The 24,479-nt window shown below is 70.5% G+C and carries 22 protein-coding genes; 16 read left to right on the forward strand and 6 right to left on the reverse strand.

What is annotated here, in order from left to right; genetic code table 11:
- Positions 1 to 24 precede the first annotated feature (24 nt).
- On the reverse strand, positions 25 to 537 hold the full coding sequence (gene smpB / locus N787_RS04305; protein ID WP_034210999.1) for an SsrA-binding protein SmpB: 513 nt from the start codon (positions 535 to 537) through the stop codon (positions 25 to 27).
- A 69-nt stretch (positions 538 to 606) separates the two neighbouring features.
- Between smpB and N787_RS04310 the strand changes: the two genes are divergently transcribed.
- Both N787_RS04310 and N787_RS04315 read left to right on the forward strand, forming a co-directional pair.
- Positions 607 to 1,032: a type II toxin-antitoxin system RatA family toxin gene (locus N787_RS04310; protein ID WP_034211000.1), complete on the forward strand. Its 426-nt coding sequence runs from the start codon at positions 607 to 609 to the stop codon at positions 1,030 to 1,032.
- 2 nt (positions 1,033 to 1,034) lie between these two features.
- Positions 1,035 to 1,325: an RnfH family protein gene (locus tag N787_RS04315; RefSeq protein ID WP_245593956.1), complete on the forward strand. Its 291-nt coding sequence runs from the start codon at positions 1,035 to 1,037 to the stop codon at positions 1,323 to 1,325.
- 50 nt (positions 1,326 to 1,375) lie between these two features.
- Here N787_RS04315 and N787_RS04320 read toward each other — a convergent pair whose 3' ends face one another.
- Positions 1,376 to 1,792 carry an outer membrane protein assembly factor BamE gene (locus N787_RS04320; RefSeq protein WP_052575119.1) on the reverse strand — a complete coding sequence of 139 codons (417 nt, stop codon included), beginning with the start codon at positions 1,790 to 1,792 and terminating at the stop codon, positions 1,376 to 1,378.
- 102 nt (positions 1,793 to 1,894) lie between these two features.
- Between N787_RS04320 and fur the strand changes: the two genes are divergently transcribed.
- Complete coding sequence (gene fur, locus N787_RS04325; protein ID WP_034211001.1) at positions 1,895 to 2,302, forward strand: ferric iron uptake transcriptional regulator; 408 nt, start codon at positions 1,895 to 1,897, stop codon at positions 2,300 to 2,302.
- 158 nt (positions 2,303 to 2,460) lie between these two features.
- Here fur and recN read toward each other — a convergent pair whose 3' ends face one another.
- Complete coding sequence (recN, locus tag N787_RS04330) at positions 2,461 to 4,134, reverse strand: DNA repair protein RecN (RefSeq protein WP_034211002.1); 1,674 nt, start codon at positions 4,132 to 4,134, stop codon at positions 2,461 to 2,463.
- A gap of 130 nt (positions 4,135 to 4,264) precedes the next feature.
- Here recN and hrcA point away from each other — a divergent pair, with 130 nt between their 5' ends.
- From hrcA to dnaJ, 4 genes are all read left to right on the forward strand, one after another.
- The gene (gene hrcA, locus N787_RS04335; protein WP_034211003.1) at positions 4,265 to 5,308 is read left to right on the forward strand and encodes a heat-inducible transcriptional repressor HrcA; all 1,044 of its coding nucleotides are present in this window, start codon (positions 4,265 to 4,267) and stop codon (positions 5,306 to 5,308) included.
- 45 nt (positions 5,309 to 5,353) lie between these two features.
- The gene (gene grpE, locus N787_RS04340; RefSeq protein ID WP_034211004.1) at positions 5,354 to 5,857 is read left to right on the forward strand and encodes a nucleotide exchange factor GrpE; all 504 of its coding nucleotides are present in this window, start codon (positions 5,354 to 5,356) and stop codon (positions 5,855 to 5,857) included.
- Positions 5,858 to 5,955: 98 nt separating this feature from the next.
- Positions 5,956 to 7,875 (forward strand): molecular chaperone DnaK, encoded by a 1,920-nt coding sequence (dnaK, locus tag N787_RS04345; RefSeq protein ID WP_034211005.1) that lies wholly within the window; start codon positions 5,956 to 5,958, stop codon positions 7,873 to 7,875.
- A 107-nt stretch (positions 7,876 to 7,982) separates the two neighbouring features.
- Positions 7,983 to 9,107 carry a molecular chaperone DnaJ gene (gene dnaJ / locus N787_RS04350; protein ID WP_034211006.1) on the forward strand — a complete coding sequence of 375 codons (1,125 nt, stop codon included), beginning with the start codon at positions 7,983 to 7,985 and terminating at the stop codon, positions 9,105 to 9,107.
- Between the two features lie 158 nt (positions 9,108 to 9,265).
- On the opposite strand, the gene N787_RS04355 is transcribed toward dnaJ, so the two are convergent.
- The 3 genes from N787_RS04355 to N787_RS04365 are packed head-to-tail and all read right to left on the reverse strand — an operon-like array spanning position 9,266 to position 12,492.
- Positions 9,266 to 10,105, reverse strand: coding sequence for a M48 family metalloprotease (locus N787_RS04355; protein WP_052575120.1), 840 nt, complete (start codon positions 10,103 to 10,105; stop codon positions 9,266 to 9,268).
- Complete coding sequence (locus tag N787_RS04360; protein ID WP_084590615.1) at positions 10,102 to 10,641, reverse strand: SH3 domain-containing protein; 540 nt, start codon at positions 10,639 to 10,641, stop codon at positions 10,102 to 10,104. The genes N787_RS04355 and N787_RS04360 overlap by 4 nt, the downstream gene beginning before the upstream one ends.
- Before the next feature lie 15 nt (positions 10,642 to 10,656).
- Entirely contained in the window at positions 10,657 to 12,492 is a 1,836-nt protein-coding gene (locus tag N787_RS04365; protein WP_052575122.1) for an adenylate/guanylate cyclase domain-containing protein, read from the reverse strand.
- A 110-nt stretch (positions 12,493 to 12,602) separates the two neighbouring features.
- On the opposite strand from N787_RS04365, the gene dapB reads away from it, so the two are divergent.
- The 9 genes from dapB (at position 12,603) to prfB (ending at position 24,395) form a co-directional block, all read left to right on the forward strand.
- A complete protein-coding gene (dapB, locus tag N787_RS04370; RefSeq protein ID WP_084590616.1) occupies positions 12,603 to 13,334 on the forward strand; it encodes a 4-hydroxy-tetrahydrodipicolinate reductase in 732 nt (243 codons plus the stop codon).
- A gap of 154 nt (positions 13,335 to 13,488) precedes the next feature.
- A complete protein-coding gene (gene carA, locus N787_RS04375) occupies positions 13,489 to 14,616 on the forward strand; it encodes a glutamine-hydrolyzing carbamoyl-phosphate synthase small subunit (RefSeq protein ID WP_034211008.1) in 1,128 nt (375 codons plus the stop codon).
- 38 nt (positions 14,617 to 14,654) lie between these two features.
- The gene (locus N787_RS04380; protein WP_034211009.1) at positions 14,655 to 15,311 is read left to right on the forward strand and encodes a hypothetical protein; all 657 of its coding nucleotides are present in this window, start codon (positions 14,655 to 14,657) and stop codon (positions 15,309 to 15,311) included.
- Positions 15,312 to 15,357: 46 nt separating this feature from the next.
- The gene (gene carB / locus N787_RS04385) at positions 15,358 to 18,600 is read left to right on the forward strand and encodes a carbamoyl-phosphate synthase large subunit (protein ID WP_034211010.1); all 3,243 of its coding nucleotides are present in this window, start codon (positions 15,358 to 15,360) and stop codon (positions 18,598 to 18,600) included.
- Positions 18,597 to 19,073, forward strand: a complete 477-nt coding sequence (gene greA / locus N787_RS04390) for a transcription elongation factor GreA (protein WP_034211011.1) — start codon at positions 18,597 to 18,599, stop codon at positions 19,071 to 19,073. Before carB ends, greA begins: the two co-directional genes overlap by 4 nt.
- A 31-nt stretch (positions 19,074 to 19,104) precedes the next feature.
- Positions 19,105 to 20,004 carry a phosphoglycerate mutase gene (locus N787_RS04395; RefSeq protein ID WP_425387847.1) on the forward strand — a complete coding sequence of 300 codons (900 nt, stop codon included), beginning with the start codon at positions 19,105 to 19,107 and terminating at the stop codon, positions 20,002 to 20,004.
- Positions 20,001 to 21,725 carry a single-stranded-DNA-specific exonuclease RecJ gene (recJ, locus tag N787_RS04400; RefSeq protein WP_034211012.1) on the forward strand — a complete coding sequence of 575 codons (1,725 nt, stop codon included), beginning with the start codon at positions 20,001 to 20,003 and terminating at the stop codon, positions 21,723 to 21,725. The genes N787_RS04395 and recJ overlap by 4 nt, the downstream gene beginning before the upstream one ends.
- A 70-nt stretch (positions 21,726 to 21,795) precedes the next feature.
- Positions 21,796 to 23,175 (forward strand): hypothetical protein, encoded by a 1,380-nt coding sequence (locus N787_RS04405; protein WP_034211013.1) that lies wholly within the window; start codon positions 21,796 to 21,798, stop codon positions 23,173 to 23,175.
- Between the two features lie 97 nt (positions 23,176 to 23,272).
- Positions 23,273 to 24,395, forward strand: a protein-coding gene (gene prfB / locus N787_RS04410; RefSeq protein ID WP_156968895.1) for a peptide chain release factor 2 whose coding sequence is annotated in 2 segments (ribosomal slippage) — positions 23,273 to 23,344 and positions 23,346 to 24,395 — 1,122 coding nt in all. Because the reading frame shifts where the segments join, the coding sequence is not laid out codon by codon here.
- The last annotated feature ends 84 nt before the right edge of the window (positions 24,396 to 24,479 follow it).

The raw sequence follows: 24,479 nt of genomic DNA on the forward strand, positions 1-24,479 counted from the left end.
GCGCCGGCTCCCTGGCGGGACGCGTCAGGCGTCCTTGTTGTGCTTGCGCATGACGCGCTGCTTGTCGCGCTGCCAGTCCCGGTCCTTGCTCGCCTGCCGCTTGTCGTGCGCCTGCTTGCCCTTGGCCAGCGCCAGTTCGAGCTTGACCTTGTTGCCCTTCCAGTACACCGCGGTCGGGATGAGGGTGTAGCCCTCGCGCTCGACGTAGCCCACCAGCTTGTCGATCTCGTGCCGGTGCAGCAGCAGCTTGCGGGTGCGGCGGTCGTCGGCGATGACGTGCGTGGACGCCTGGCTGAGCGGGGTGATCTGCGAGCCGAACAGGAAGATCTCGCCGCCCTTCACGATCGCGTAGGCGTCGCCCATGTTCATGCGGCCGGCGCGGATGGACTTGAGCTCCCAGCCCTGCAGGGCGATGCCGGCCTCGTAGCGGTCCTCGAGGTGGTAATCGTGGCGCGCGCTGCGGTTCAGGGCGATCGTTTTGGGCGCGCCCGCCTTGTCCTTGCCGCTTCCGGTATTCTTGGCGTTGTTCTTCGACATGTTCCTTCCTTGGCGGGCATTGTCGCCCATCGCGGGCCGGCTGGGGGAGGGCAGAGCACCCGAGGCCCGATGACGAGCATCCACCGCCACGCCCTGGTCCGCCATTCGGCCCTGCGCATGTACACCCTGGTCAATGACGTGGCCAGCTACCCCAAGCGTTTCGCCTGGTGCGAGGGCTCCGAGGTCATCGAGTCCAGCGACGAGCACATGCTGGCCCGGCTCGACCTCACCGTCGCCGGCCTGCGCACCAGCTTCACCACCCGCAACACGCTGGAGCCGCCCACGCGCATCGAGCTGCAGCTGGTCGAGGGCCCGTTCCGGAAGTTCACCGGCCTCTGGCAGTTCCACAGCCTGGCCGAGGATGCCTGCAAGGTCTCGCTGACGCTGGATTTCGACGTCGCGGGCGCGGTGCTGGGCACGGCGCTGGCGCTAGGTTTCCAGGGCCTGGCCGACAAGATGGTCGACGACTTCTGCCGCGAGGCGGACCGGGCCTGAGCATGGCCGGCGAACTGCGCGTCGAAGTGGCCTACGCCTTGCCCGATCGCTGCTGGCGCGTGGCCGTGGTGCTGCCGGCCGGGGCGCGGGTCGCCGATGCGCTGGCGGCGGCCGACCTGCCGCGCAAGGTGCCGGGGCTGGTGGTGGCGCCGGACATGCTGGCGATCTTCGGCCGCACGGCCACGCCTGAGTCGCTGCTCCACGACGGCGACCGCGTGGAAGTGCTGCGCCCGCTGCGCGCCGACCCGAAGCAGGCGCGGCGCGAGCGCGCCAAAACCGCCGGCAGGAACTGAAACGCCCCGGTCGCGCGACCAGGGCGTTTCGGGCGGAACCTGCGGGCGGATCAGTTGGCCGGCGGCGGCGTCTGCTGCGGACGCGGCTGGCGCGGCTTGTCCTTGTCGCGGGCGAGGTTGCCGAAGCGGCGCATCTCGGCGGCGAGGGCCTGGTCGGCCTCCGGGAAATACTCGCCTTCCCAGCGCGCGAGCGTGTTGCCTTCGAACCAGAGCGTGAGGTTCTTGATCTCGGTGTCGCCGCGGCGGCGGCGCTCGGTGGCGACGTAGTCCCAGCGGTTCTGGTGGAACGGATCGGCGACCGGCGGCGAGCCGAGCAGGCTGAACACCTGCTGGCGGGTCATGCCGGCCTGCAGCTGCTCGACGTTCTTGGATTCGAGCAGGTTGCCCTGGAACACGGGCTGCCGGTAGATGAGTCCACAACCCGTGAAGAACAGGGTGAAGACGAGGAGCGTCAAGGCCTTGCGCATTGCGTGCTGATCCGGAACGGTGACGGGCCGATGATACACTAAGCCCCGCGGCCGCCAGCCGGCCACGCGCCACACCGCGACGGACAGCATTCAGGAGTTCCCATGGAATCGACGGACCTGCGCAAGGCCGGCCTCAAGGTCACGCACCCCCGGATCCGCATCCTCGACGTGCTGGAAACCTCCAGCCCCCGCCACCTGACGGCCGAGGACATCTACCGCCAGCTGCTCGAGAACGGCGACGACATCGGCCTGGCCACGGTCTATCGCGTGCTCACGCAGTTCGAGGCCGCGGGCCTGGTGCTCAAGCACAACTTCGAGGGCGGCCAGGCCGTCTACGAACTCGACCGCGGCCAGCACCACGACCACATGGTCGACGTCGACACCGGCAAGATCATCGAGTTCACCAGCCCCGAGATCGAGCGCCTCCAGCACGAGATCGCCGCCAAGCACGGCTACGTCATCGAAGAACATGCCCTGGTGCTGTACGTCCGCGCGAAAAAGAAGAAATGATTTTTTGCCACGGATGAACACAGATGAACACCGATAAGGCAAAAGCGATTTAGGCCTGAGAGTCGCCAGTGCGAACCTGCACAGCGAAAGACGAGAAAAAACGTCTTTAGTTCGCTTTTATCCGTGTTTATCTGTGTTCATCCGTGGCCAAAAACGGACTAGGCCTGCTGCGCGCGGGTGAGCATCTGGCGGGCGTTGGCGCGGACTTCCTTGGTGATTTCGACGCCGCCCAGCATGCGGGCCAGTTCTTCGATGCGGGCCTTGTCGTCCAGCGGGACGACCGCGCTGTGGGTGCTGTCGCCGGCCACGGCCTTGCTGACCTGGAAGTGATGGTGGCCCTGGGCCGCGACCTGGGGCAGGTGGGTCACGCACAGCACCTGGCGCTCGGCGCCCAGCGCCCGCAGCTTCTGGCCCACGACCTCGGCCACGGCGCCGCCGATGCCGGTGTCCACTTCGTCGAAGACCATGGTCGGCACCGCGTCCAGGCCCAGGGCCGCGACCTCGATGGCCAGGCTGATGCGGGCGAGTTCGCCGCCGGAGGCGACTTTGCGAAGTGCGCGCGGCGGCTGGCCGGGATTGGCCGAGACCAGGAACTCGCAGCGCTCGGCGCCCTGCGGACTGGGGCGCGGGTTGTCGAGCGGTTCGAGCCGCACGCTGAAGACGCCGCCGCCCATGCCCAGCTCCGACATCAGCGCGGCGACGCTGTCGCCGAGGCGCTGGCCGGCGGCCTCGCGGTCGCGGGTGAGGGCGGCGGCGGCGGCCTGCCAGGCGCGGGCGGCCGCGGCCAGCTCGCGGGCCAGGCGCTCGCCGCGCTCGGTGGCGCCGGCCAGGCCTTCCAGTTCGGCCTGCAGGGCATCGCGGCGGGCGGCGAGGCCGTCCAGCGGCACGCGGTGCTTGCGGGCGAGTTCATGCAGTCGCGAGAGCCGGTCTTCCAGCTGCGCCAGCCGGGCCGGATCGAGGTCGAAATCGTCGCGGATGCGCTCGAGGCCGGCGCCGGCTTCGGCCAGCTGGATGCCGGCCGATTCGATCAGTGAAACCACCTCGGCCAGGCGCGGCTCGTCGCCGCTGAGGCGGCCCAGCTCGGCGCCGACCTGGTGCAGGGCACGGCCCAGCGACAGGCCGTCGTCGCCGGCCAGGCGGGCGAGGGCGGATTCGCAGCCCTGCAGCAGCCCGGCGGCGTTGGCCTGGCGGCGGTGCGCAGCCTGCAGTTCCTCGAGGTCGGCGAGGTCCAGCGATTCGGCGGCCAGTTCCTCGACCTGGTGCTGAAGCCAGGCCACGCGCTCGCCGACGTCGCCGGCGCGGGCCAGGTCGGCCAGCTCGCGGTCCAGCGCGGCCCACTGCTGGGCCAGGCGCTGCACCTCGCCGAGGCGGGCACCGTGCTGGCCGAAGGCGTCGAGCAGGGCCAGCTGCTGGCCGCGGTCTAGCAGGGCCTGGTGTTCGTGCTGGCCGTGGATTTCCACCAGCCGCTGGCCCAGCTCCGAGAGTTGGCCCAGGGTGGCCGGGCGGCCGTTGATCCAGGCGCGGGAGCCGCCGTCGGCGCGGATGACCCGGCGCAGCTGGCAGCCGTCGCCGTCGTCGAGCTCGTTCTCGCGCAGCCAGGCCAGCGCCGCGGGGGCGTCGTCGAGGCGGAATTCGGCGGCCAGTTCGGCGCGCTCGGCGCCGAAGCGGACGATGCCGGCGTCGGCGCGGGCGCCGGTGAGCCACATCAGGGCGTCCACCAGCAGCGACTTGCCGGCGCCGGTTTCGCCGGAAACCACGGTCATGCCGGGCCCGAAGGCCAGTTCGGCGGCGCTGACGACGGCAAAATCCTTGAGCGTGAGATGGCTGATCATGGGCCGGGCGATTTTGCCTGAATCCCCCGAGGTTTAGCTGCCCCCGCCGCGAAGGCCAGCGGCAGGCCGCCCGCGGGCGGGTAGGAAACGCGCGCTTGCGCCCCCGGGCGCCCGGCCTTATCTATGGCGGATGGACCTGAGCCTCGACCCGCGCGCCCGCCACCTGCTGCGCACCCTGATTTCCCAGCACATCCGGGACGGCGAGCCGGTGGGCTCGCGCACGCTGGCGCGCAGCTCGGGCCTGGACGTGAGCCCCGCCACCATCCGCAACATCATGGCCGACCTCGAGGAGATCGGCCTGGTGGCGGCGCCGCACGCCTCGGCCGGGCGCATCCCGACGCCCCAGGGTTACCGGGTGTTCGTGGACAGCCTGCTGCAGGTCAAGCCGGTGCAGGAAGCCGAATTCAGCCAGATGCGCGCCAACCTGGCGCCGGGCGCCGGCACCCAGGCCCTGCTTTCGAACACCACCGAGCTGCTGTCGGCCATGAGCCAGTTCGTGGGCGTGGTCACGGTGCCGCAGCGCGGCCAGTTCGCCTTCCGCCACATCGATTTCGTGCCGCTGGACGGTCAGCGGGTGCTGGTGATCCTGGTGTTCACCGACAACGAGGTGCAGAACCGCATCATCACCCCGCGCCGGGCCTACACCCCGTCCGAGCTCGAGCAGACCGCCAACTTCCTCAACGCCCACTTCGCCGGCCGCAGCCTCAAGGAGATCCGGGCGACGCTGCTGCGCGACCTGCGCGACACCCGCAGCGAGATGGAGCGCCTGCTGTCGGCCGCGGTCGAGCTGTCCGAGCAGGCGTTGGGGGAGGGCGGCCAGGACGACATGCTGCTGGCCGGCCAGACCCGGCTGATGGGGGTGCAGGAACTGTCCGACCTCGACCGCCTGCGCGAGCTGTTCGAGGCCTTCGCCCGCAAGCGCGAGATCCTGCAGCTGCTCGAGCGCACCATCCATGCCCAGGGCGTGCGCGTGTTCATCGGCGAGGAAACCGGCCTGGCTTCGATGGACGGCTGCACCGTGGTGACCGCGCCCTATGGCTCGAACGGCCGGGTGCTGGGCGTGCTGGGCGTGATCGGCCCGACCCGCATGGCCTACGAGCGCGTGATCCCGATGGTGCAGGCCACCGCCGACCTGCTCGGGGCCGCCTTGAATCCCGAAACCCCGGCCCCATAAGGCTGGGCGAGCCCGCGGGCCGCGCGGGGAAGCCAGTGGAAAACCATGCATAACGAGAACCCGACCCCGGGCGCGGAAGCGCCCGAAGACGACTACGGCCTGGACAACGAGCTCGAGCAGCTGCGCGCCGCCATGGCCAGCCTGCGCGAGGAGGCCCTGCGCGAGCGCGCCGAACTCGACAACCAGCGCAAGCGCCTGGCCCGCGATGTCGACCAGGCTCGCCGTTTCGCCAACGAGAAGCTGCTGTCCCAGCTGCTGCCCGTGCTCGACAGCCTCGACGCCGGCCTGACGGCCGCCAGCGCCGAGACCGGACCGCTCAAGGATGGCCTCGAGCTCACTCTGCGCCAGCTGCTGAAGGTGGGCGAGGACAACGGCCTGGCCCAGCTCGATCCGCTCGGCAAGCCCTTCGACCCCGAGTGGCACCAGGCCATCAGCCAGATCGCCTCGCCCGGCCACGCGGCCGGCACCGTCGTGCAGGTGTTCCAGAAGGGCTACGCCCTCAACGACCGCCTGCTGCGCCCGGCCCTCGTGGTCGTGGCCGCTGAATGAATGCGTGACGGCCACTTGAAGGCCCGACCCGCAGCCCCACTTTAGAACCATCCGCGGCCCACGCCGCAGCCAACACCAAAAAATTACGGAGCATCCCCATGGGCAAGATCATCGGCATCGACCTCGGCACCACCAACAGCTGCGTGTCGGTCATGGAAGGCGGCGTGGCCAAGGTCATCGAGAATTCCGAAGGCGACCGCACCACGCCGTCCATCGTCGCCTTCACCAAGGACGGCGAAGTCATCGTCGGCGCCTCGGCCAAGCGCCAGGCCGTCACCAACCCCAAGAACACCTTCTACGCGGTGAAGCGCCTGATCGGCCGCAAGTTCACCGACGCCGAAGTGAAGAAGGACCTCGACCTGGTGCCCTACGGCATCGTCGCGCACGAGAACGGCGACGCCTGGGTGGCCACCGCCGACGCCAAGAAGATGGCGCCGCAGGAAATCTCGGCCAAGGTGCTCGAGAAGATGAAGAAGACCGCCGAGGCCTACCTGGGCGAGACGGTCACCGAGGCCGTGATCACGGTGCCGGCCTACTTCAACGACAGCCAGCGCCAGGCCACCAAGGACGCCGGCCGCATCGCCGGTCTCGACGTCAAGCGCATCATCAACGAGCCGACCGCGGCCGCGCTGGCCTATGGCATGGACAAGAAGGGCGGCGACCGCAAGATCGCGGTCTACGACCTGGGCGGCGGCACCTTCGACGTCTCGATCATCGAGATCGCCGAGATCGACGGCGAGAAGCAGTTCGAGGTGCTGGCCACCAACGGCGACACCTTCCTCGGCGGCGAAGACTTCGACGCCCGCGTCATCGACTACCTGGTCGAGGAGTTCAACAAGGAGCAGGGCATCGACCTGCGCCGCGACCCGCTGGCCCTGCAGCGTCTGAAGGACGCCGCCGAGCGCGCCAAGATCGAGCTGTCCTCGAACCAGCAGACCGAAGTGAACCTGCCGTACGTCACCGCCGATGCCTCGGGCCCGAAGCACCTGAACATCAAGCTGACCCGGGCCAAGCTCGAGGCGCTGGTGGACGACCTGGTCAAGAAGACCATCGAGCCCTGCCGCGTCGCGCTCAATGACGCCGGCCTGCGCGCCAGCGACATCAGCGACGTCATCCTCGTCGGCGGCCAGACCCGCATGCCGAAGGTGAAGGCCGCGGTGGCCGAGTTCTTCGGCAAGGATCCGCGCCAGGACGTGAACCCGGACGAGGCCGTCGCCATCGGCGCCGCGATCCAGGGCGGCGTGCTGGCCGGCACCGTCAAGGACGTGCTGCTGCTCGACGTCACCCCGCTGAGCCTGGGCATCGAGACCCTGGGCGGCGTGATGACCAAGATCATCGAGAAGAACACCACCATCCCGACCAAGGCCTCGCAGACCTTCTCCACCGCCGAGGACAACCAGTCCGCGGTGACGGTGCACGTGCTGCAGGGCGAGCGCGAGCAGGCCCGCTTCAACAAGTCGCTGGCCAAGTTCGACCTCAGCGGCATCGAGCCGGCGCCGCGCGGCATGCCGCAGGTCGAGGTGTCCTTCGACATCGACGCCAACGGCATCCTGCACGTGTCGGCCAAGGACAAGAAGACCGGCAAGGAGCAGAAGGTCGAGATCAAGGCCGGTTCGGGCCTGAGCGAGGAAGAGATCGCGCAGATGGTCCGCGACGCCGAGCAGCACCGCGAGGAGGACAAGAAGTTCCACGAGCTGGTGACCGCCCGCAACGCCGCCGACGGCCTGATCCACACCACCCGCACCGCCGTCACCGAGCACGGCTCGAAGGTCGCCGGCGACGTGCTGGCCGGCATCGAGACCGCGCTGTCCGAGCTCGAGACCGCGATGAAGGGCGACGACAAGGCCCAGATCGAGGCGAAGACCACCGCGCTGCAGCAGGCCGCGCAGTCGCTGTACGCGGCGGCCGCGGCCGGCAACCAGGGCCCGCAGGACGCGGGCGACGCGGGTCCGTCGGCCAAGGCCGACGACGTGGTGGATGCCGAGTTCACCGAGGTCAAGGACGAAGACCGCAAGTGATGCGTCCGTCCCGCATGCCTCCGGGCATGCGGGCTGGCTGCCCGCGTCGGGCCGGTGATTCCGGCGGGCGCGGGCGCTTTGTTGTCAGGGGTTGAGCAGGATTTCCGATGAGCAAGCGTGACTACTACGAAGTGCTGGGCGTGGCCCGCAACGCGACCGAGGACGAGCTGAAGAAGGCTTACCGGCGCGCCGCCCAAAAGCACCACCCCGACCGCAACCCCGGCGACGCCTCGGCCGAAGCCGCCTTCAAGGAGGCGAAAGAGGCCTACGAGGTGCTGTCCGACGGCGGCAAGCGCCGCATGTACGACCAGCACGGGCACCGCGCCTTCGAGCACGGCATGGGCGGCGGCAACGGCGGCGCCGGCTTCGGCGACGTCAACGACATCTTCGGCGACATCTTCGGCGACATCTTCGGCGGTGGCCGCCAGCGCGGCCCGCGCCGCGGCGCCGACCTGCGCTACGTGATCGAACTGGACCTCGAGGAGGCCGTGTTCGGCGTCGAGAAGCGCATCGACGTGCCCACCCTGGTGGCCTGCCGGCCCTGCGACGGCAGCGGCGCCGAGGACGGCAAGGCCGAGCGCTGCAAGACCTGCCAGGGCCACGGCCAGGTGCGCATGCAGCGCGGCATCTTCGCGGTGCAGCAGGCCTGCCCGAGTTGCGGCGGCCGCGGCCAGACCATCGCCAAGCCCTGCAAGACCTGCCACGGCAACGGCCGCGTGCAGGAAGACAAGGTGCTGCAGGTCAAGATCCCCGCGGGCGTCGACAACGGCGACCGCATCCGCCTCTCCGGCGAAGGCGAGGCCGGTCCCCCGGGCGGTCCGCCGGGCGACCTGTACGTGGAAGTGAGCGTGCGCGAGCACCCGATCTTCCAGCGCGACGGCAACGACCTTTACTGCGAAGTGCCGGTGCGCTTCTCGCAGGCGGCGCTGGGCGCCGACATCGTGGTGCCCACGCTCGACGGCGAGGCCCTGATCAAGGTGCCGCTCGAGACCCAGACCGGCAAGCAGTTCCGCCTGCGCGGCAAGGGCGTCAAGTCGGTGCGCAGCCACAGCCACGGCGACCTGCTGTGCCGCGTGGTGGTGGAAACGCCGGTGAACCTGACGGCGCGCCAGCGCGATCTGCTCAAGGAATTCGAGGCGACCTTCGAGGGCGAGCACGGGGCGCGGCATTCGCCGCGGTCCAGCGGTTTCCTCGATGGCGTCAAGGCGTTCTGGGATCGAATGACTTCGTGAGGGAAGAAAAAGGAGATAGTGGAGAGGAGTTAGGAGTTAGTAAAAGCCTGCTTCCCACTACCTTCTAACTCCTCTTCACTATTTCCTCGCTCCAGCGGTCACCACGAAAAACGCCCGGCCAAAAGCCGGGCGTTCCGTTTCCAGTCAGCTGGCACGACTCAGCGCGGGCGGTACATGCGATCCGGCGCCGGCGCCGCGGCGTAGGCATCCAGCTTCGTGCCCACGCGGGCTTCCAGCATCTCGAGGCGGCTGGCCGCGGTCGGGTGCGTGGAGAACATCAGCGCCATCGCGCGGTCCTGCGGGCCGCTGGCGTCGAGCGTCTGCAGCACGCCGGCCATCGCGAACGGGTTGTAGCCGGCGCGCGCGGCGATCACCATGCCGTGCGAATCGGCCTGGTATTCGTCCTGCTTGTCCAGGCCGCGGGCCAGCACCTGGGTGCCGGCCGCGAAGGCCTTGCCACCGAAGCGGCGCACCAGCGCGTTGTCGCTGCGACCCGTGGCTTCGCTGGCCATCTCGTTGGCGAAGTCCTGGCCCATGGCCTTCTGGATCGCCTTGACCTGGTGCTTCTCGACCACGTGCGAGATCTCGTGCGCCAGCACCGCGGCCAGCTCCGATTCGTCGCGCAGGCGGTCGTACAGGCCGGCGGTGATGACGATGGTGCCGCCCGGCATCGCGAACGCGTTCACGTCCGAGCTGTCGATGACGCCGAAGCGCCAGGGCAGGTCCGGCCGCTCGGTGTGCATCGCCAGCCAGCTGCCGACGCGGTTGACGTAGCGCTGCAGCGCCTCGTCGCGCACCAGCGGCGCGGCGCCGAACACGTTCGCGGCGATGCCGCGGCCGAGCTCGATCTCTTCCTCGGTGGTGATGTCCTTCTGGGCCTCGGCGGCGCGCTTGCCGATGCGCAGCAGGTTCTCGGCGTCGCCCAGGCGGCCGAAGCCGGCGGCCGGGGCGGACAGTGCCAGCGCGAGCGCGGCGGCGATCAGGAGACGGGCGTTCATCGGTTCCTCCGGCGGCTGCTGCGTTCTTCCTTGAGGTAGGCCACCTGGTGGGTGGCCAGCGGGACTTCGGCGGCGAAGCCATTGGCCTCGCCCGGCGAGGCCGCGTACTCGTCGAGCAGCGCGACGTCGGCGTGGTTGGCCGAGGCCGACATCAGCTCTTCCGCCGACAGGCCCTTGACCGCCGTGGCGACCGAGGAGCCGCGCGAACCGGTCTTGAACACCGCGGCGAGCTGGTCGCTGCTGCCGGCGTTGCCCTGGCCCGCGCCGGTGCGCAGGTTGAGGATGCGGGCCCAGCCTTCCTGGCCGTCCTCGGTCTTCAGCCCGGCCCACGCGCCCTGGCGCGCGGTGATCTCGACCGGCTGCTGCGCGGCCAGCTTGCCGATAACATCGGCCGAGGCCAGCGGCTCGCTGCGCAGCTCGGTGGCCCGGAGCACGGTGCCCGATTCGGCCATCACGGCGCCGGCGGCGAGCGCGGCCGCCAGCGCCAGCGCCAACACGCGCGGCCGGGGGGATTGGGGTGGGCGGAGCGGTTTCATGGGCGATCCTCTCGATCAGTGTTGCGTGGGGTCTTGCATGGGTTCGTACAGCTCCACCGGCTGCTCCCGTCCCTTGACGTGGAACTGGCCGCGGTGGATGAACTTCAGGCCCTGGCCGTCGCCGCCGCAGCCGGTGCGGGTGGCGTCTGAAACCAGCACGCGGGCCACGCCCTTGGTGGCGCTCTCGATCCGGCTGGCCAGGTTCACGGTGTCGCCGATGGCGGTGTACTCCATCCGCGAGTCGCTGCCAAGGAAGCCGACCACGGCCGGCCCGGTGTGCAGGCCGATGCCGATGTCGAAATCGCCGAGGCCTTCGCCGCCCGCCGCCAGTTCGCGCTTGAAGTCGTCCAGCGCCTGGGTCATCTCGATCGCCGCGGCCACCGCGCGCGAGGCGTGGCCCGGTGTATCGGTGGGCGCGTTCCAGAAGGCCATCACCGCGTCGCCGATGAATTTGTCGAGCGTGCCGCCGTGCCGGAAGATCACGTCCACCTGGCGCGAGAAGTAGCGATTCAGCAGGTGCACCACCTGCTCGGGCGTGCGCGTTTCAGACAGCGTGGTGAAGCCGCGGATGTCGGAGAACAGGATCGTGATTTCGCGCGCCACCGGCTTCTGGTCGCGGGCCAGCTCGCCGGTTTCCACCAGGCCGGCGACGACGCGCGGGTCCAGGAAGCGCCCGAAGATGCCGATCGTGGCCTCGCGCTCGCGCCGCTCCAGCCACTGCGCCTGCAGGGTGAACATGCCGAACGCGAGCCACGCCAGCAGCAGCGCCGCGCCTACCGGCGCGTAGCGCTCGGCGCCGAGCAGCGCGTAGCTGGCGGCCATCGCGGCCAGCGTGGCCGCGCCCAGGCCGAGGCCGAGCGCCAGCGGACTGAGCCGGCGCCGGAAGCCCAGCGTGATCGCCAACGCGAGCAGGCCGGCCAGCGGCCAGCGGCTGGGCAGGTCGCGCAGCCAGTCGCCGGCGAGCAGGTTGGCCAGCGCGGTGGTCGGTACCAGCACGCCTTCGGTCTGCGCCGTCAGCGGCGTCGGCCGCATGTCGTTCAGGCCGGTGGCGGTGGCACCGATGACCACGATGCGGCCGGTCAGCGTGGGCCCGATCTTCGGCTCGCGCGCGCCGAGGTCCTCGAACAGGTCCGAATAGGAAATCGTGCGCGGCGGCTGGCCGTGCCAGTTCAGGCGGATGCGCTGGTCCGGGGGCAGGTTCGCACCGCTGAAGCGGGCGATGCTCGCGCCCATGTAGGGGATGCGCCAGCCGCCGGTTTCGTCGTAGAGCCGGTAGTGACGCCCGAGGCCGTCCGGGTCGGCTTCGAAGTTGACCAGGCCGCCCTGCCAGTTGCGCTCATCGAGCACGTGGGGAAGCACCAGCACTGGCGCCGGCTCGGTCGAGGCCGGGTTGACCTGGACCGCGCCAAGCGAAGGCGGCAGCAGGTGCATCGGGTGCGGGTTTCCGTCGGGCATGCGCTGGGTCGGGAAGAAAAGATTGTCCTGCGTGAGCGCGATCTCGCGCAGCACGCGGTCGTTGTCGGGCTGGAAGCTGTCGCGCTCGTTGAATAGAACGTCGAACGCCACCGCTTTCGGACGCCAGCGGGCCAGGCCTTCGATCAGCTCGCCGTGCACCGAGCGCGGCCAGGGCCAGGGGCCGGCAAGCTGCTCCAGGCCTTCGAGGCTGTACTGGTCGATAGCGACCAGCACGATGTCGTCCGGCGGTGCGCGCCCGGTGGAATGCCAGCGCAGCGTCACGTCGCCCAGGGCGTTGTCGGCGCGTTCGAGGATGCCGGCGAGCCAGAGCGCCGCGGCCAGCAGCACCAGGGCCAGCAGCGGCAAGCGGAGCGGGGCGGGCTTGGCCTGGGGCATGCGGGTCTCGGCGGCTCGGGTGCAGCGCAGCGTAGCAGTTCGATTCCCGGCCCCGCAGCGCCCCGCGCCGGCGATTGCCTGCCTCCGGGCGCATCGGCTAGCGTGGCGGCATGAGTACACCCGTTCGATTGATCATCCATGGTGCCTCCGGCCGCATGGGCCGCGCGCTGCTGCGCCTGGCCGCGGAGGACGCCCGCCTGTTCGTGGTCGCCGCCGTCACCGGCAGTGGCCGCGCCCCGGAGGAAGCCCGCGACACGCCGGTGCTGGCCGCCGACGCGCTGGCCAAGGCACCGCCCTTCGACGTGGCCATCGATTTCAGCCAGCCGGCGGGCTTTGAGGCGGTCCTGGGCCTGTGCCAGGAACGTGGCGCAGCCCTGGTCAGCGGCACCACCGGGCTGTCGGCCGATCAGTTCGCGGCCCTGGATGCCGCCGGCCGGCGCATCCCGGTGCTGTGGGCCGCCAATTTCAGCGCCGGCGTGGCCGTGCTGGCCGAACTGGTGCGGCAGGCCGCCGCGGCGCTGCCGGGCTGGGACGCCGACGTGGTCGAGGCCCACCACGTGCACAAGAAAGATGCGCCCTCGGGCACGGCCCTGCAGCTGGGCGCGGCGGTGGCGGCCGGGCGCGGCCGCGGGCCGGCCTATGCCAGCCTGCGCGCCGGCGACATCGTCGGCGAGCACACCGTCCAGCTGGCGGGCCCGGGCGAGCGGCTGGAGCTCATCCACCGCGCCACCAACCGCGACATCTTCGCCCGCGGGGCGCTGGAAGCCGCGCTGCGCCTGGCCCGGCTGGGCCCGGGGCGGCATGAGTTCGGGCGCCTGATGCTGCCCGGCGCGGGGCGCTGAGCCGGGGCAGGGGCCGCGGCGTTTCCCTTTTGCCGCCCGTGTCGCTAAAATTCCGGCTCGCCTGAACCCTCGCCCGTACGGACACGGTCAACCCCTGTCCGCGGGTGCTCGCACATCCAGCGAACGGGTTCCCCCATCGCAAGGCGATTAGCCCGTGACCCAACCCGCAATCCTCGCTCTCGAAGACGGCACCGTGTTCGAGGGCGTTTCCGTAGGCGCGCCCGGCGCCAGCGTCGGCGAAGTAGTGTTCAACACCGCCATGACCGGCTACCAGGAGGTCGTCACCGACCCCTCCTACGCCCGCCAGCTGGTGACGCTGACCTATCCGCACATCGGCAACACCGGCTTCACCGCCCAGGACGACGAGGCCGAGAAGGTCTGGGCCTCCGGCCTGATCGTCCGCGACGTGCCGCGCCGCCCGAGCAACTGGCGCAGCCAGGCGCCGCTGCCCGAGTGGCTGGCCGCGCGCGGCGTGGTCGCCATTTCCGGCATTGACACCCGCAAGCTGACGCGCCTGCTGCGCGACCGCGGCGCCCAGAACGGCTGCCTGATGGCGGGCGAGGGCATCGACCGCGAGAAGGCGATCGAGCTGGCCCGCAAGTTCCCCGGCCTCAAGGGCATGGACCTGGCCAAGGACGTCTGCACGCGCGAGCGCTACAGCTGGACCGAAGGCTCGCTCGACCTCGACACCGACGCCTTCGCCCGGCCGGATGCCCGCTTCCACGTCGTCGCCTACGACTTCGGCGTCAAGCGCAACATCCTGCGCATGCTGGCCGACCGCGGCTGCCGCGTCACCGTGGTGCCGGCGCAGACGCCCGCCGCTCAGGTGCTGGCCGAAAAGCCCGACGGCGTGTTCCTGTCCAACGGCCCCGGCGACCCGGAGCCCTGCGATTACGCCATCGCCGCCATCCGCGAGATCCTCGCCGCGCGCGTGCCGGTGTTTGGCATCTGCCTCGGCCACCAGCTGCTGGGCCTGGCCTCGGGCGCCAAGACGCTGAAGATGAAGTTCGGCCACCACGGTGCCAACCACCCGGTGATCGACCTCGACACCCAGCGCGTGATGATCACCAGCCAGAACCACGGCTTCGCGGTGGACGAGGCGACGCTGCCGGCGAACCTGCGCGTCACCCACCGCTCGCTGTTCGACGGTTCCAACCAGGGCATCGCCCGCACCGACGTGCCGGCGTTCAGCTTCCAGGGCCACCCGGAAGCCAGCCCGGGCCCGCGCGACGTCGCCGGCCTGTTCGACCGTTTCATCGACCTGATGCAGGCGGCCCGCTGAGCCGCCGGCCTCCCCAGACCACCGACCGAGGACCCGACATGACCCGCATCGCCCGTCGCCGCCTGATCGCCCTGATGCTGTCCGCCGCCGGCTGCCTCGCGGCCCTGTCTGCCTTCGCCCAGTCGTCCGGCGACCGGGTCGCCCGCTTGACCGACCTGGTGGTCCAGACCGTGCCCATGGGCGAGATCTTCGAGACGCTCGCCGCCACCAGCTCCGACTGGCCCCTGCAGGAGAAGCCGGGCGCGGTTAGCGCAGGCCAGCTGGCCTGCCTGCGCGACGAGCTCAGCGAAGCCGGCTACCGCCGCATGAAGCGCACCGAGGTGGTTGCCTACGTCGCCGAGAACCCGGGCCAGGCCGACGCGGACATCGCCGTGCTCGAGGATGGAGGCGCGAGAATGATGAGCCGGTTGATGATGGCCGGCGTCGAACAGGAGCGCAGCGGCGTGCCGGTCGACGAGGCGACGATCATGGGCGAGTCCAGCCCGGAGGAACTGGCGGCCTTCATGCAGATGATGACCGCGCCGGACCAAACCGGGCTCCGTAAGCTGCTGGGCATCGGCAACGCCTACGCCGCCGAGCGGTCCGCCGAGGAGAACGAGTCCGCCGGCGAGGACGCCGGTGCCGACCTGGCCACGCGGGTCATGATGAAAGCGATGTCGAACTGCGACGTGCCCGTCAACGTGCTGTTCGAATAAGCACGCCCCAGCCCTCCCCGATCCAAAGCCTTCCCAGAGTGACGAAATGCCCAAGCGCACTGACATCAAGACCATCCTGATCATCGGCGCCGGCCCGATCGTCATCGGCCAGGCCTGCGAGTTCGATTACTCCGGCGCCCAGGCCTGCAAGGCGCTGCGCGACGAGGGCTACCGGGTGGTGCTGGTGAACTCGAACCCGGCCACGATCATGACCGACCCGGAGATGGCCGACGCCGTCTACATCGAGCCGATCAACCCGGCCACGGTCGAGCGCATCATCGCCAAGGAAAAGCCGGACGCGCTGCTGCCGACCATGGGCGGCCAGACCGCGCTCAACTGCGCGCTCGACCTCGCCGACGCCGGCGTGCTCGACAAGTACAACGTCGAACTGATCGGCGCCAAGCGCGAAGCGATCCGCATGGCCGAGGACCGCGAGCTGTTCCGCGTCGCCATGCGCGAGATCGGGCTGGACTGCCCCAAGGCCGAGGTCGCGCGCTCGCTCGACGAAGCCATCCGCATCCAGGCCACCGTCGGCTATCCGACCATCATCCGCCCCAGCTTCACGCTCGGCGGCAGCGGCGGCGGCATCGCCTACAACCGCGAGGAGCTGGTGGAGATCGTCAGCCGCGGCCTCGAGCTCTCGCCCACCGGCGAAGTGCTGGTGGAGGAGTCGGTGCTGGGCTGGAAGGAATTCGAGATGGAGGTGGTGCGCGACACCGCCGACAACTGCATCATCGTCTGCTCGATCGAGAATCTCGACCCGATGGGCGTGCACACCGGCGACTCGATCACTGTCGCCCCGGCGCAGACGCTCACCGACAAGGAGTACCAGCGCCTGCGCGACGCCTCGATCGCGGTGCTGCGCAAGATCGGCGTGGACACCGGCGGCTCGAACGTGCAGTTCGGCATCAACGCCCAGAACGGCCGCGTGGTCGTGATCGAGATGAACCCGCGCGTGTCGCGTTCCTCGGCGCTGGCCTCGAAGGCCACCGGCTTCCCGATCGCCAAGATCGCCGCCAAGCTGGCGGTCGGCTACACGCTCGACGAACTGCGCAACGACATCACCGGCGGTGCCACCCCGGCCTCGTTCGAGCCGGCGATCGACTACGTGGTCACCAAGATCCCGCGCTTCGCCTTCGAGAAGTTCCCGGCCGCCGATGCCCGCCTGACCACCCAGATGAAGTCGGTGGGCGAGGTGATGGCGATCGGCCGCACGTTCCAGGAATCCATGCAGAAGGCGCTGCGCGGCCTCGAGACCGGCAAGGTCGGCTTCGACCCGACCGGCTGCGCCGGCGACGGCGAGGATGGCCTGCTGCGCATCAAACGCGAGCTGAAGGAGCCGGGCCCGGAGCGCCTGTTCCAGGTCGCCGAGGCCTTCCGCGCCGGCCTCAGCGTCGAAGACGTGTACGGCCTGAGCTTCATCGACCCGTGGTTCCTCGACCAGATCGAGGAGCTGATTTCGACCGAGAAGGAAGTCGCCGCCGCGGGCCTGGCCGGGCTCGACGCCGCCCGCCTGCGCGCGCTCAAGCGCATGGGCTTCTCCGACGCGCGCCTGGCCCAGCTGGCCGGCACCGACGAGAGCGCCGTGCGCGCCCTGCGCCGCGCCTTCGGCGTGCGCCCGGTCTACAAGCGCGTGGACAGCTGCGCGGCCGAGTTCGCCACCGCCACCGCCTACCTGTACTCGACCTACGAGGACGAGTGCGAGGCGCTGCCCACCAGCCGCGAGAAGATCATGGTGCTCGGCGGCGGCCCCAACCGCATCGGCCAGGGCATCGAGTTCGACTACTGCTGCGTGCACGCCTCGCTGGCGCTGCGCGAGGATGGCTATGAAACCATCATGGTCAACTGCAACCCCGAGACGGTTTCCACCGACTACGACACCTCCGACCGCCTGTACTTCGAGCCGGTGACGCTGGAGGACGTGCTCGAGATCGTCGAGATCGAGAAGCCCAAGGGCGTGATCGTGCAGTACGGCGGCCAGACCCCGCTCAAGCTCTCGCGCGCGCTGGAAGCCGCGGGCGTGCCGATCATCGGCACCTCGCCCGACAGCATCGACCTGGCCGAGGACCGCGAGCGCTTCCAGAAGCTGGTCGAGCAGGTCGGCCTGGTGCAGCCGCCCAACCGCACGGCCCGCAACGCCGAGCAGGCCATCACCCTGGCCAACGAAATCGGCTACCCGCTGGTGGTGCGCCCGAGCTACGTGCTCGGCGGCCGCGCGATGGAGGTGGTGTACTCCGACGCCGACCTCTCGCGCTACATCCGCGAGGCGGTGCAGGTCTCGAACGATTCGCCGGTGCTGCTCGACCGATTCCTCGACAACGCGGTCGAGGTGGACGTGGACATCATCGCCGACCGCGAGGGCAACGTACTGATCGGCGGCATCATGGAGCACATCGAGGAGGCCGGCGTGCACTCGGGCGATTCCTCGTGCTCGCTGCCGCCGTACACGCTGTCGAAGGCGACCCAGGACAAGCTGCGCGTGCAGGTGGCCCAGCTGGCCCGCGCGCTGAACGTGGTCGGCCTGATGAACACCCAGTTCGCGATCCAGACCGACGGCGACGGCGCCGAGACCATCTACCTGCTGGAAGTGAACCCGCGCGCCTCGCGCACCGTGCCTTTCGTGTCCAAGGCCATCGGCATCCCGCTGGCCAAGATCGCCGCGCGCTGCATGGCCGGCAAGACGCTGGCCGAGCAGGGCGCCACGAAGGAAATCGTGCCGGACTACTTCTCGGTGAAGGAAGCCATCTTCCCGTTCGCCAAGTTCCAGGGCGTGGATCCGATCCTCGGCCCCGAGATGCGCTCGACCGGCGAGGTCATGGGCGTCGGCCGCACCTTCGCCGAGGCCTTCGGCCGCGCCGAGGAAGCCGCCAACATCAAGGCGCCGATGCCGGGCAAGGCCTTCGTCTCGGTGCGTGATCCGGACAAGAAGCGCCTGCTGCCGGTCGCCAACGACCTGATCGAGCGCGGCTACACGCTGGTGGCCACCGAAGGCACCGCGAAGTTCCTGCAGGAGCAGGGCATCGCCTGCGAGCGCATCAACAAGGTGATCGAGGGCCGCCCGCACATCGTCGACCTGATCAAGAACGGCGAGATCTGCTACATCGTCAACACCACCGAGGGCAAGCAGGCGATCGCCGACTCGTTCTCGATCCGGCGCGAGGCGCTGCAGCACCGCGTCACTTACTCCACCACGATCCCGGGCGCGCGCGCCCTGATCCGCGCCACCGACACCCGCGGCAACCCGCGCGTGTGGTCGCTGCAGGAACTGCACAAGGAAGTCCACGGATGATTGCACCCCTGACCACGAAGGGCGCCCAGCGCCTGCGGGGCGAGCTCGAGGAGCTCAAGTCGGTGAAGCGCCCGGCGGTGATCGCCGCGATCGCCGAGGCCCGCGCCCACGGCGACCTCAAGGAGAACGCCGAGTACCACGCGGCCCGCGAGCAGCAGGGCTTCATCGAGGGCCGGATCCAGGAGCTGGAGTTCGTGCTCTCGCACTGCCAGCTGATCGACGTGGCCAGCCTCAACGCCGGCACCCGCGTGGTGTTCGGCGCCACCGTCGAGCTGGCCGACTGCGACAGCGGCGACGAGGTGACCTACCAGATCGTGGGTGACCTGGAAGCCGACATCAAGCAGGGCCTGATCTCGATTTCCTCGCCGCTGGCGCGCGCGCTGATCGGCAAGCACGAGGGCGACACGGTCACCATCCAGGCGCCCGCGGGCGCCCGCGATTTCGACATCGTCGCCGTCCGCTACGAGGGCTGAGGCCGTGGCCGCGCCCGCGATGCCCGGGGCGGTGCCGGCGCTGGCGGTGCTGCTGCCCGAGCGCCGCCGCTTCGCCGGCCAGCCGCTGGGCGAGGCCTTCGGAAACGCGCTGGCCCGCGCCGATGCGTTGCCCGACGCCGAGCCGGGGGAGCGCGCCCAACTGCTGCGCTGTTTCGACCTGTTGCCGCGCGGCTGGCCCATGGCCGCGATCACCCGCCAGCGCGACGCGGGTGACGCCGTGCTGCACCAGTGGCTGCGCGCCGACCCGGCGCACGTGCGGCCCGACATGACCGGCGCACGCGTGCTGGCCATCGGCGAACTCGGGCTGTCGCAGGCCGAGGCCGACGCGCTCGTCGCGCCGCTGCGGCCGCTGTTCGGCGACACCGGCTTCCAGGTGTCGGCACCGACGCCGTCGCGCTGGTACGTGGCGCTGCCGATCGAAGCGCGCGTCCCCGCGTTCTCGCCGCCCGAGGCGGTGCTGGGCGACGACCTGTTCTCGCATCTGCCGGATGGCCCCGAGGGCCGCCGCTGGCGCGCGCTGCTCAACGAGGCGCAGGTACTGCTGCACAACCATCCGGTCAATGCGGCGCGCGTCGCCGCCGGCAGGCCGCCGGTGAACAGCCTGTGCTTCTGGGGCGCCGGCAGGCTGCCCGACCACGTGCGCACGCCCTTCGCCGCGGTGGCCAGCGAGGACGCCGAGCTGCTGTCGCTGGCCGCGCTGGCCGGCATCGGCGCGAATGGCGACGGCCCGCAGCTGCTCGATTTGCGCCGCGCGCGCGACTGGGCCGCGGTGGCGTCACGGCTGCAGCCCGCGCTGGCCGGCCTCGGCAGCGAGGCCATGCGGCTGGACTTCGCCGATGGCGCCGGCTTCTTGCTGCGCGCCGGCCAGCGCTGGCGATTCTGGCGCCGTCCGATGGCGCGGCTGGCGTGACGCCGGCGCCGATCCGGATCCTGCGCCGGGCGATCCCCGACCACGGCCCCTGGCCGGACGCGGTCGCGCCGGCGCTGCAGCGCGTGTACGCCGCGCGCGGCGTGCGCACGCCGGAGGAGGGGGAGCTCAAGCTGGCGCGGCTGCTGCCGCCCGACGCGCTGGGGCAGGTGGATCGCGCCGCGGCGCTGCTGGCGGAAGTGATCGCCGGGAATGGCCACATCGTCGTGGTCGGCGACTTCGACTGCGACGGCGCCACCGGCACCGCGGTCGCCGTGCGCGGCCTGCGCCTGCTCGGCGCCACCCGGGTGAGCTACCAGGTGCCGCATCGCGTGACCCACGGCTATGGCTTGTCGCCGGCGCTGGTCGAAGACCTCGCCGCGGTCGCGCCGGACCTGGTGCTCACGGTCGACAGCGGCATCGCCTGCCACGCCGGCATCGCCGCGGCCAAGGCGCGCGGCTGGCAGGTGCTGGTCACCGACCACCACCTGCCCGGCGACGCGCTGCCGCCGGCCGACGTGATCGTGAATCCCAACCTCGCCGGCGACGCGTTCCCGAGCAAGGCGCTGGCCGGCGTCGGCGTGGTGTTCTACCTGTTGCTGGCGCTGCGCCGCCATCTGCGTGCGGGCGGCGCATTCGAAGGGCAGGGCCCGGACCTGTCCTGCCTGCTCGACCTGGTCGCGGTCGGCACCGTCGCCGACCTCGTGCCGCTGGACTACAACAACCGGCTGCTGGTGTCGGCCGGGCTCAAGCGCCTGCGCAACGGCCAGTGCCAGCCCGGCCTGCGCGCGCTGGCGGAACTGGCCGGGCGCGACCTGGCCCAGCTCACCGCCGGTGATATCGGATTCGGCCTCGCGCCGCGGCTCAACGCCGCGGGCCGGCTCGAGGACATGGCGCTGGGCATCGAATGCCTGCTCTGCGACGACACGGCCCGTGCCCACGAACTGGCCAGCGTGCTCGACCGCATCAACGGCGAGCGCAAGGAGTTGCAGCAGCAGATGGTGGACGAGGCCGAGGCGCTGGTCGCGACCGTGCCGCTCGATGCCGGTGCGCTGCCGGCGGCGCTGTGCCTGTTCGATCCGGCCTGGCATCCCGGCGTGGTCGGCCTGGTGGCCTCGCGGCTCAAGGACCGCATGCATCGCCCGGTGTTCGCGTTCGCGCCGGCCGAACCGGGCAGCGAGGAGCTTAAGGGCTCGGCGCGCTCGATCCCCGGACTGCACATCCGCGACGCGCTGGCCGCGGTGGACGCGCGCCATCCCGGCCTGGTCGGCCGCTTCGGCGGGCACGCGATGGCGGCCGGCCTGAGCCTGCCGGCCGCGCATTTCGAACGCTTCCGCGACGCGCTGCAGCGCGAGGTCGCGGCGATGCTGACGCCGGAACAGCTCCAGTCCGAGCTGCACAGCGACGGCGAGCTGGGCGTGGACGAATTGGGCCGGCCGCTGGCCGAGCAGCTGCGGCTCGCCGGCCCGTGGGGGCAGGGCTTCCCGGAGCCGGTGTTCGACGGCGTGTTCAAGGTGCTGCAGGCGCGCCCGGTGGCCTCGCGCCATCTCAAGCTCAGCCTGCTGCCGGAGCAGGGCGGGGCACCGCTGTCGGCGATCCAGTTTGGCGGCTGGACCGGCGCGCCGATGCCGGCGCGGATCCACGCCGCCTACCAGCTCGACCTCGACGACTGGGGTGGCCGCCGCGGCATCCAACTGCTCGTGCGCCACTGGCTGCCGGCCTAGCCCGATCCCACTTGTCAGTATTCACGCGGACTGCCACGCTCTTTGCCCACCCCCCGCACCGGACGAACCCGTGATTCGAGCAACCCGCCTCACCTCTTTCCTGATCGCCGTCGGCATCGCGCTTTCGCTGGGCGGCTGCCAGCTTTCGGGCGGCAACGGCGAGCCCAAGCCGGCCTCGCTGGCGATCGGCAAGCCGGTCACCGGCGAGATCACCCTGGGCGACCGGGTGAACTATGGCGACGGCACCCGCACCGCGCTGTTCGCGTTCGAGATGGAGGCCGGCGAGGCCGTGGTGATCGAGGCCGCCGCCGCGTTCTGCGGCCGCCTGTCGCTGTACGCGATCGATTCGGAAGGCCGCCCGGTGCTGCAGTCCGCCGGCGACGGCAACTGCACCGAGCAGGACGGCCGCCAGGTGCAGTCCCGTTCGCGCGTCAGCCCCGAGGACGGGCGCTACCTGCTGGCGCTCAGCGGCCGTGAGCCCGGCCACTTCGGCCCCTACCGCGTGTCGCTGTCGGCGCTGGCGCTGGACGAAGACCGCGGGCTGGTGGCCGGCGACGAGGTCACCGGCCTGCTCGGCGGGGAGAAGTCGCTGGCGCTGAAGATCACCGAGGCCGGGCGCTACCAGATCGACCTGCGCTCGAGCGAGTTCGACGCCACCCTGGGCCTCGAGGGCCCGGACGTTTCGCGCGAGAGCGACGACGACGGCGAGGGCACCGATGCCCGCATCACCACCTACCTGGCCGCCGGCGACTACCAGCTGGCGCTGGGCCACCTCGGCGGCAGCGGCGGCCTGTACCGGCTGTCGGTGCGCAAGCGCGACGGCGTGCCGCCGGGCGACCTGCAGTCGGGCGGCGAGCTGCCGGTCGGCCGTGAGGTCACCGGCATGCTGCAGGGCGAGCCGGCCCGCTACCAGCTGGCGCTGGCCGAGCGCTCGCGCGTGGTGCTGTCGCTGGGCAGCGATGACTTCGACACCCGCCTCGACCTCGAGGGCGAGGGCGTGCAGCTGAGCGACGACGACGGCGGCAACGACACCGACTCGCGCCTGGTGACGGTGCTCGAGGCCGGCAATTACACGGTGAGCGCGGTCGACCTGGGCGACGACAACACCGGCGTGTTCAAGCTGCAGGCGCGGGCCGAACCCGCCGCCGGCGAGTCCCTGGCGCTGTCGCCCGGCTCGACCCAGCAGGGCACGCTGGTGGAGGGCGAGCAGCGCCGCTATCGCCTGTCGGTGCCCGGTACGGCCAACTACGTGCTGACGATGGAGTCGGACGGCCTCGACAGCCTGCTCAAGATCCAGCGCAACGGCGAGGAGCTGGCCAGCGACGACGACAGCGGCGGCGGCTCGAACGCGCGCCTGGAGCTGGAGCTCGAGGCCGGCGAGTACGAGGTCGTCGCGGCCGCCTTCGGCGGCGGCAGCGGCAGCTTCCGCCTCCGGGCCGAGGTCCGCTGAGGCCGGCGCCGCCAACCCCCGTGGGAGGGACTGGAGTCCCTTCCAAGGGGTTCGCTGCGGTATCATTGCCGGCCGATCCAAGCCACTGCGGAACACCATGGAACTCAATCCCATCCGCCAGCGAATCGCCGACCTCAAGGGCCGGCTGGATTCGCTCAGGGGGTATCTTTGACTTCGACCAGAAGGTCGAACGTCTCGAGGAAGTAAACCGGGAGCTGGAAAGCCCCGACGTCTGGAACGACGCCGAGCGCGCGCAGGCCCTGGGCCGCGAACGCGCCGCGCTCGAGAAGGTGGTGCACGGCATCCGCACCCTCACCGACAACCTGGTGGGCGGCGCCGAGCTGGTGGACCTGGCCGAGATGGAGGACGACGCCGACACGGTCGCGTCCGTGGTCGAGGACGTCGAGAAGACCGCGAAGGAAGTCGAGCAGCTCGAATTCCGGCGCATGTTCTCCGGCAAGATGGATGCCTGCAGCGCCTTCGTCGACATCCAGGCCGGCGCCGGCGGCACCGAGGCCCAGGACTGGGCCGAGATCCTGCTGCGCATGTACCTGCGCTGGTGCGAAGCCCGCGGCTGGAAGACCGAGCTGATGGAAGTCAGCGGCGGCGACGTCGCCGGCATCAAGTCGGCCACCTTCAAGGTCGAGGGCGAGTACGCCTACGGCTGGCTCAAGCTCGAGACCGGCGTGCACCGCCTGGTGCGCAAGTCGCCGTTCGATTCCGACAACCGCCGCCACACCAGCTTCACCTCGGTGTTCGTGTCGCCGGTGGTCGATGACTCGATTGACATCACCATCAACCCGGCCGACCTCAAGACCGACGTCTACCGCTCGTCCGGCGCCGGCGGCCAGCACGTGAACAAGACCGAATCGGCGGTGCGCATCACCCACGTGCCCACCGGCATCGTGGTGGCCTGCCAGAACGGCCGCAGCCAGCACCAGAACCGCGACATGGCGATGCAGATGCTGGCCGCCAAGCTCTACGAGCTCGAGATCCAGAAGCGCAACGCCGAGCGCGACGCGGTCGAGGCCACCAAGTCCGACATCGGCTGGGGCAGCCAGATCCGCAACTACGTGCTCGACCAGAGCCGCATCAAGGACCTGCGCACGGGCATCGAGCGAAGCGACACCCAGAAGGTGCTCGACGGCGACCTCGACGAATTCATCGAGGCCAGCCTGAAGGCCGGCCTGGCCGTCGGCGCCAAACGCTCCGACGCCTGACGCTCCCTTGTAGGAGGGCCTTCAGGCCCGAAGCTTTTCGGCGAAGAGCTTCGGGCCTGAAGGCCCTCCTACGGAAAACCCCAT

The sequence above is a fragment of the Arenimonas metalli CF5-1 genome (assembly GCF_000747155.1).
Classification (GTDB): Bacteria; Pseudomonadota; Gammaproteobacteria; order Xanthomonadales; family Xanthomonadaceae; genus Arenimonas; species Arenimonas metalli.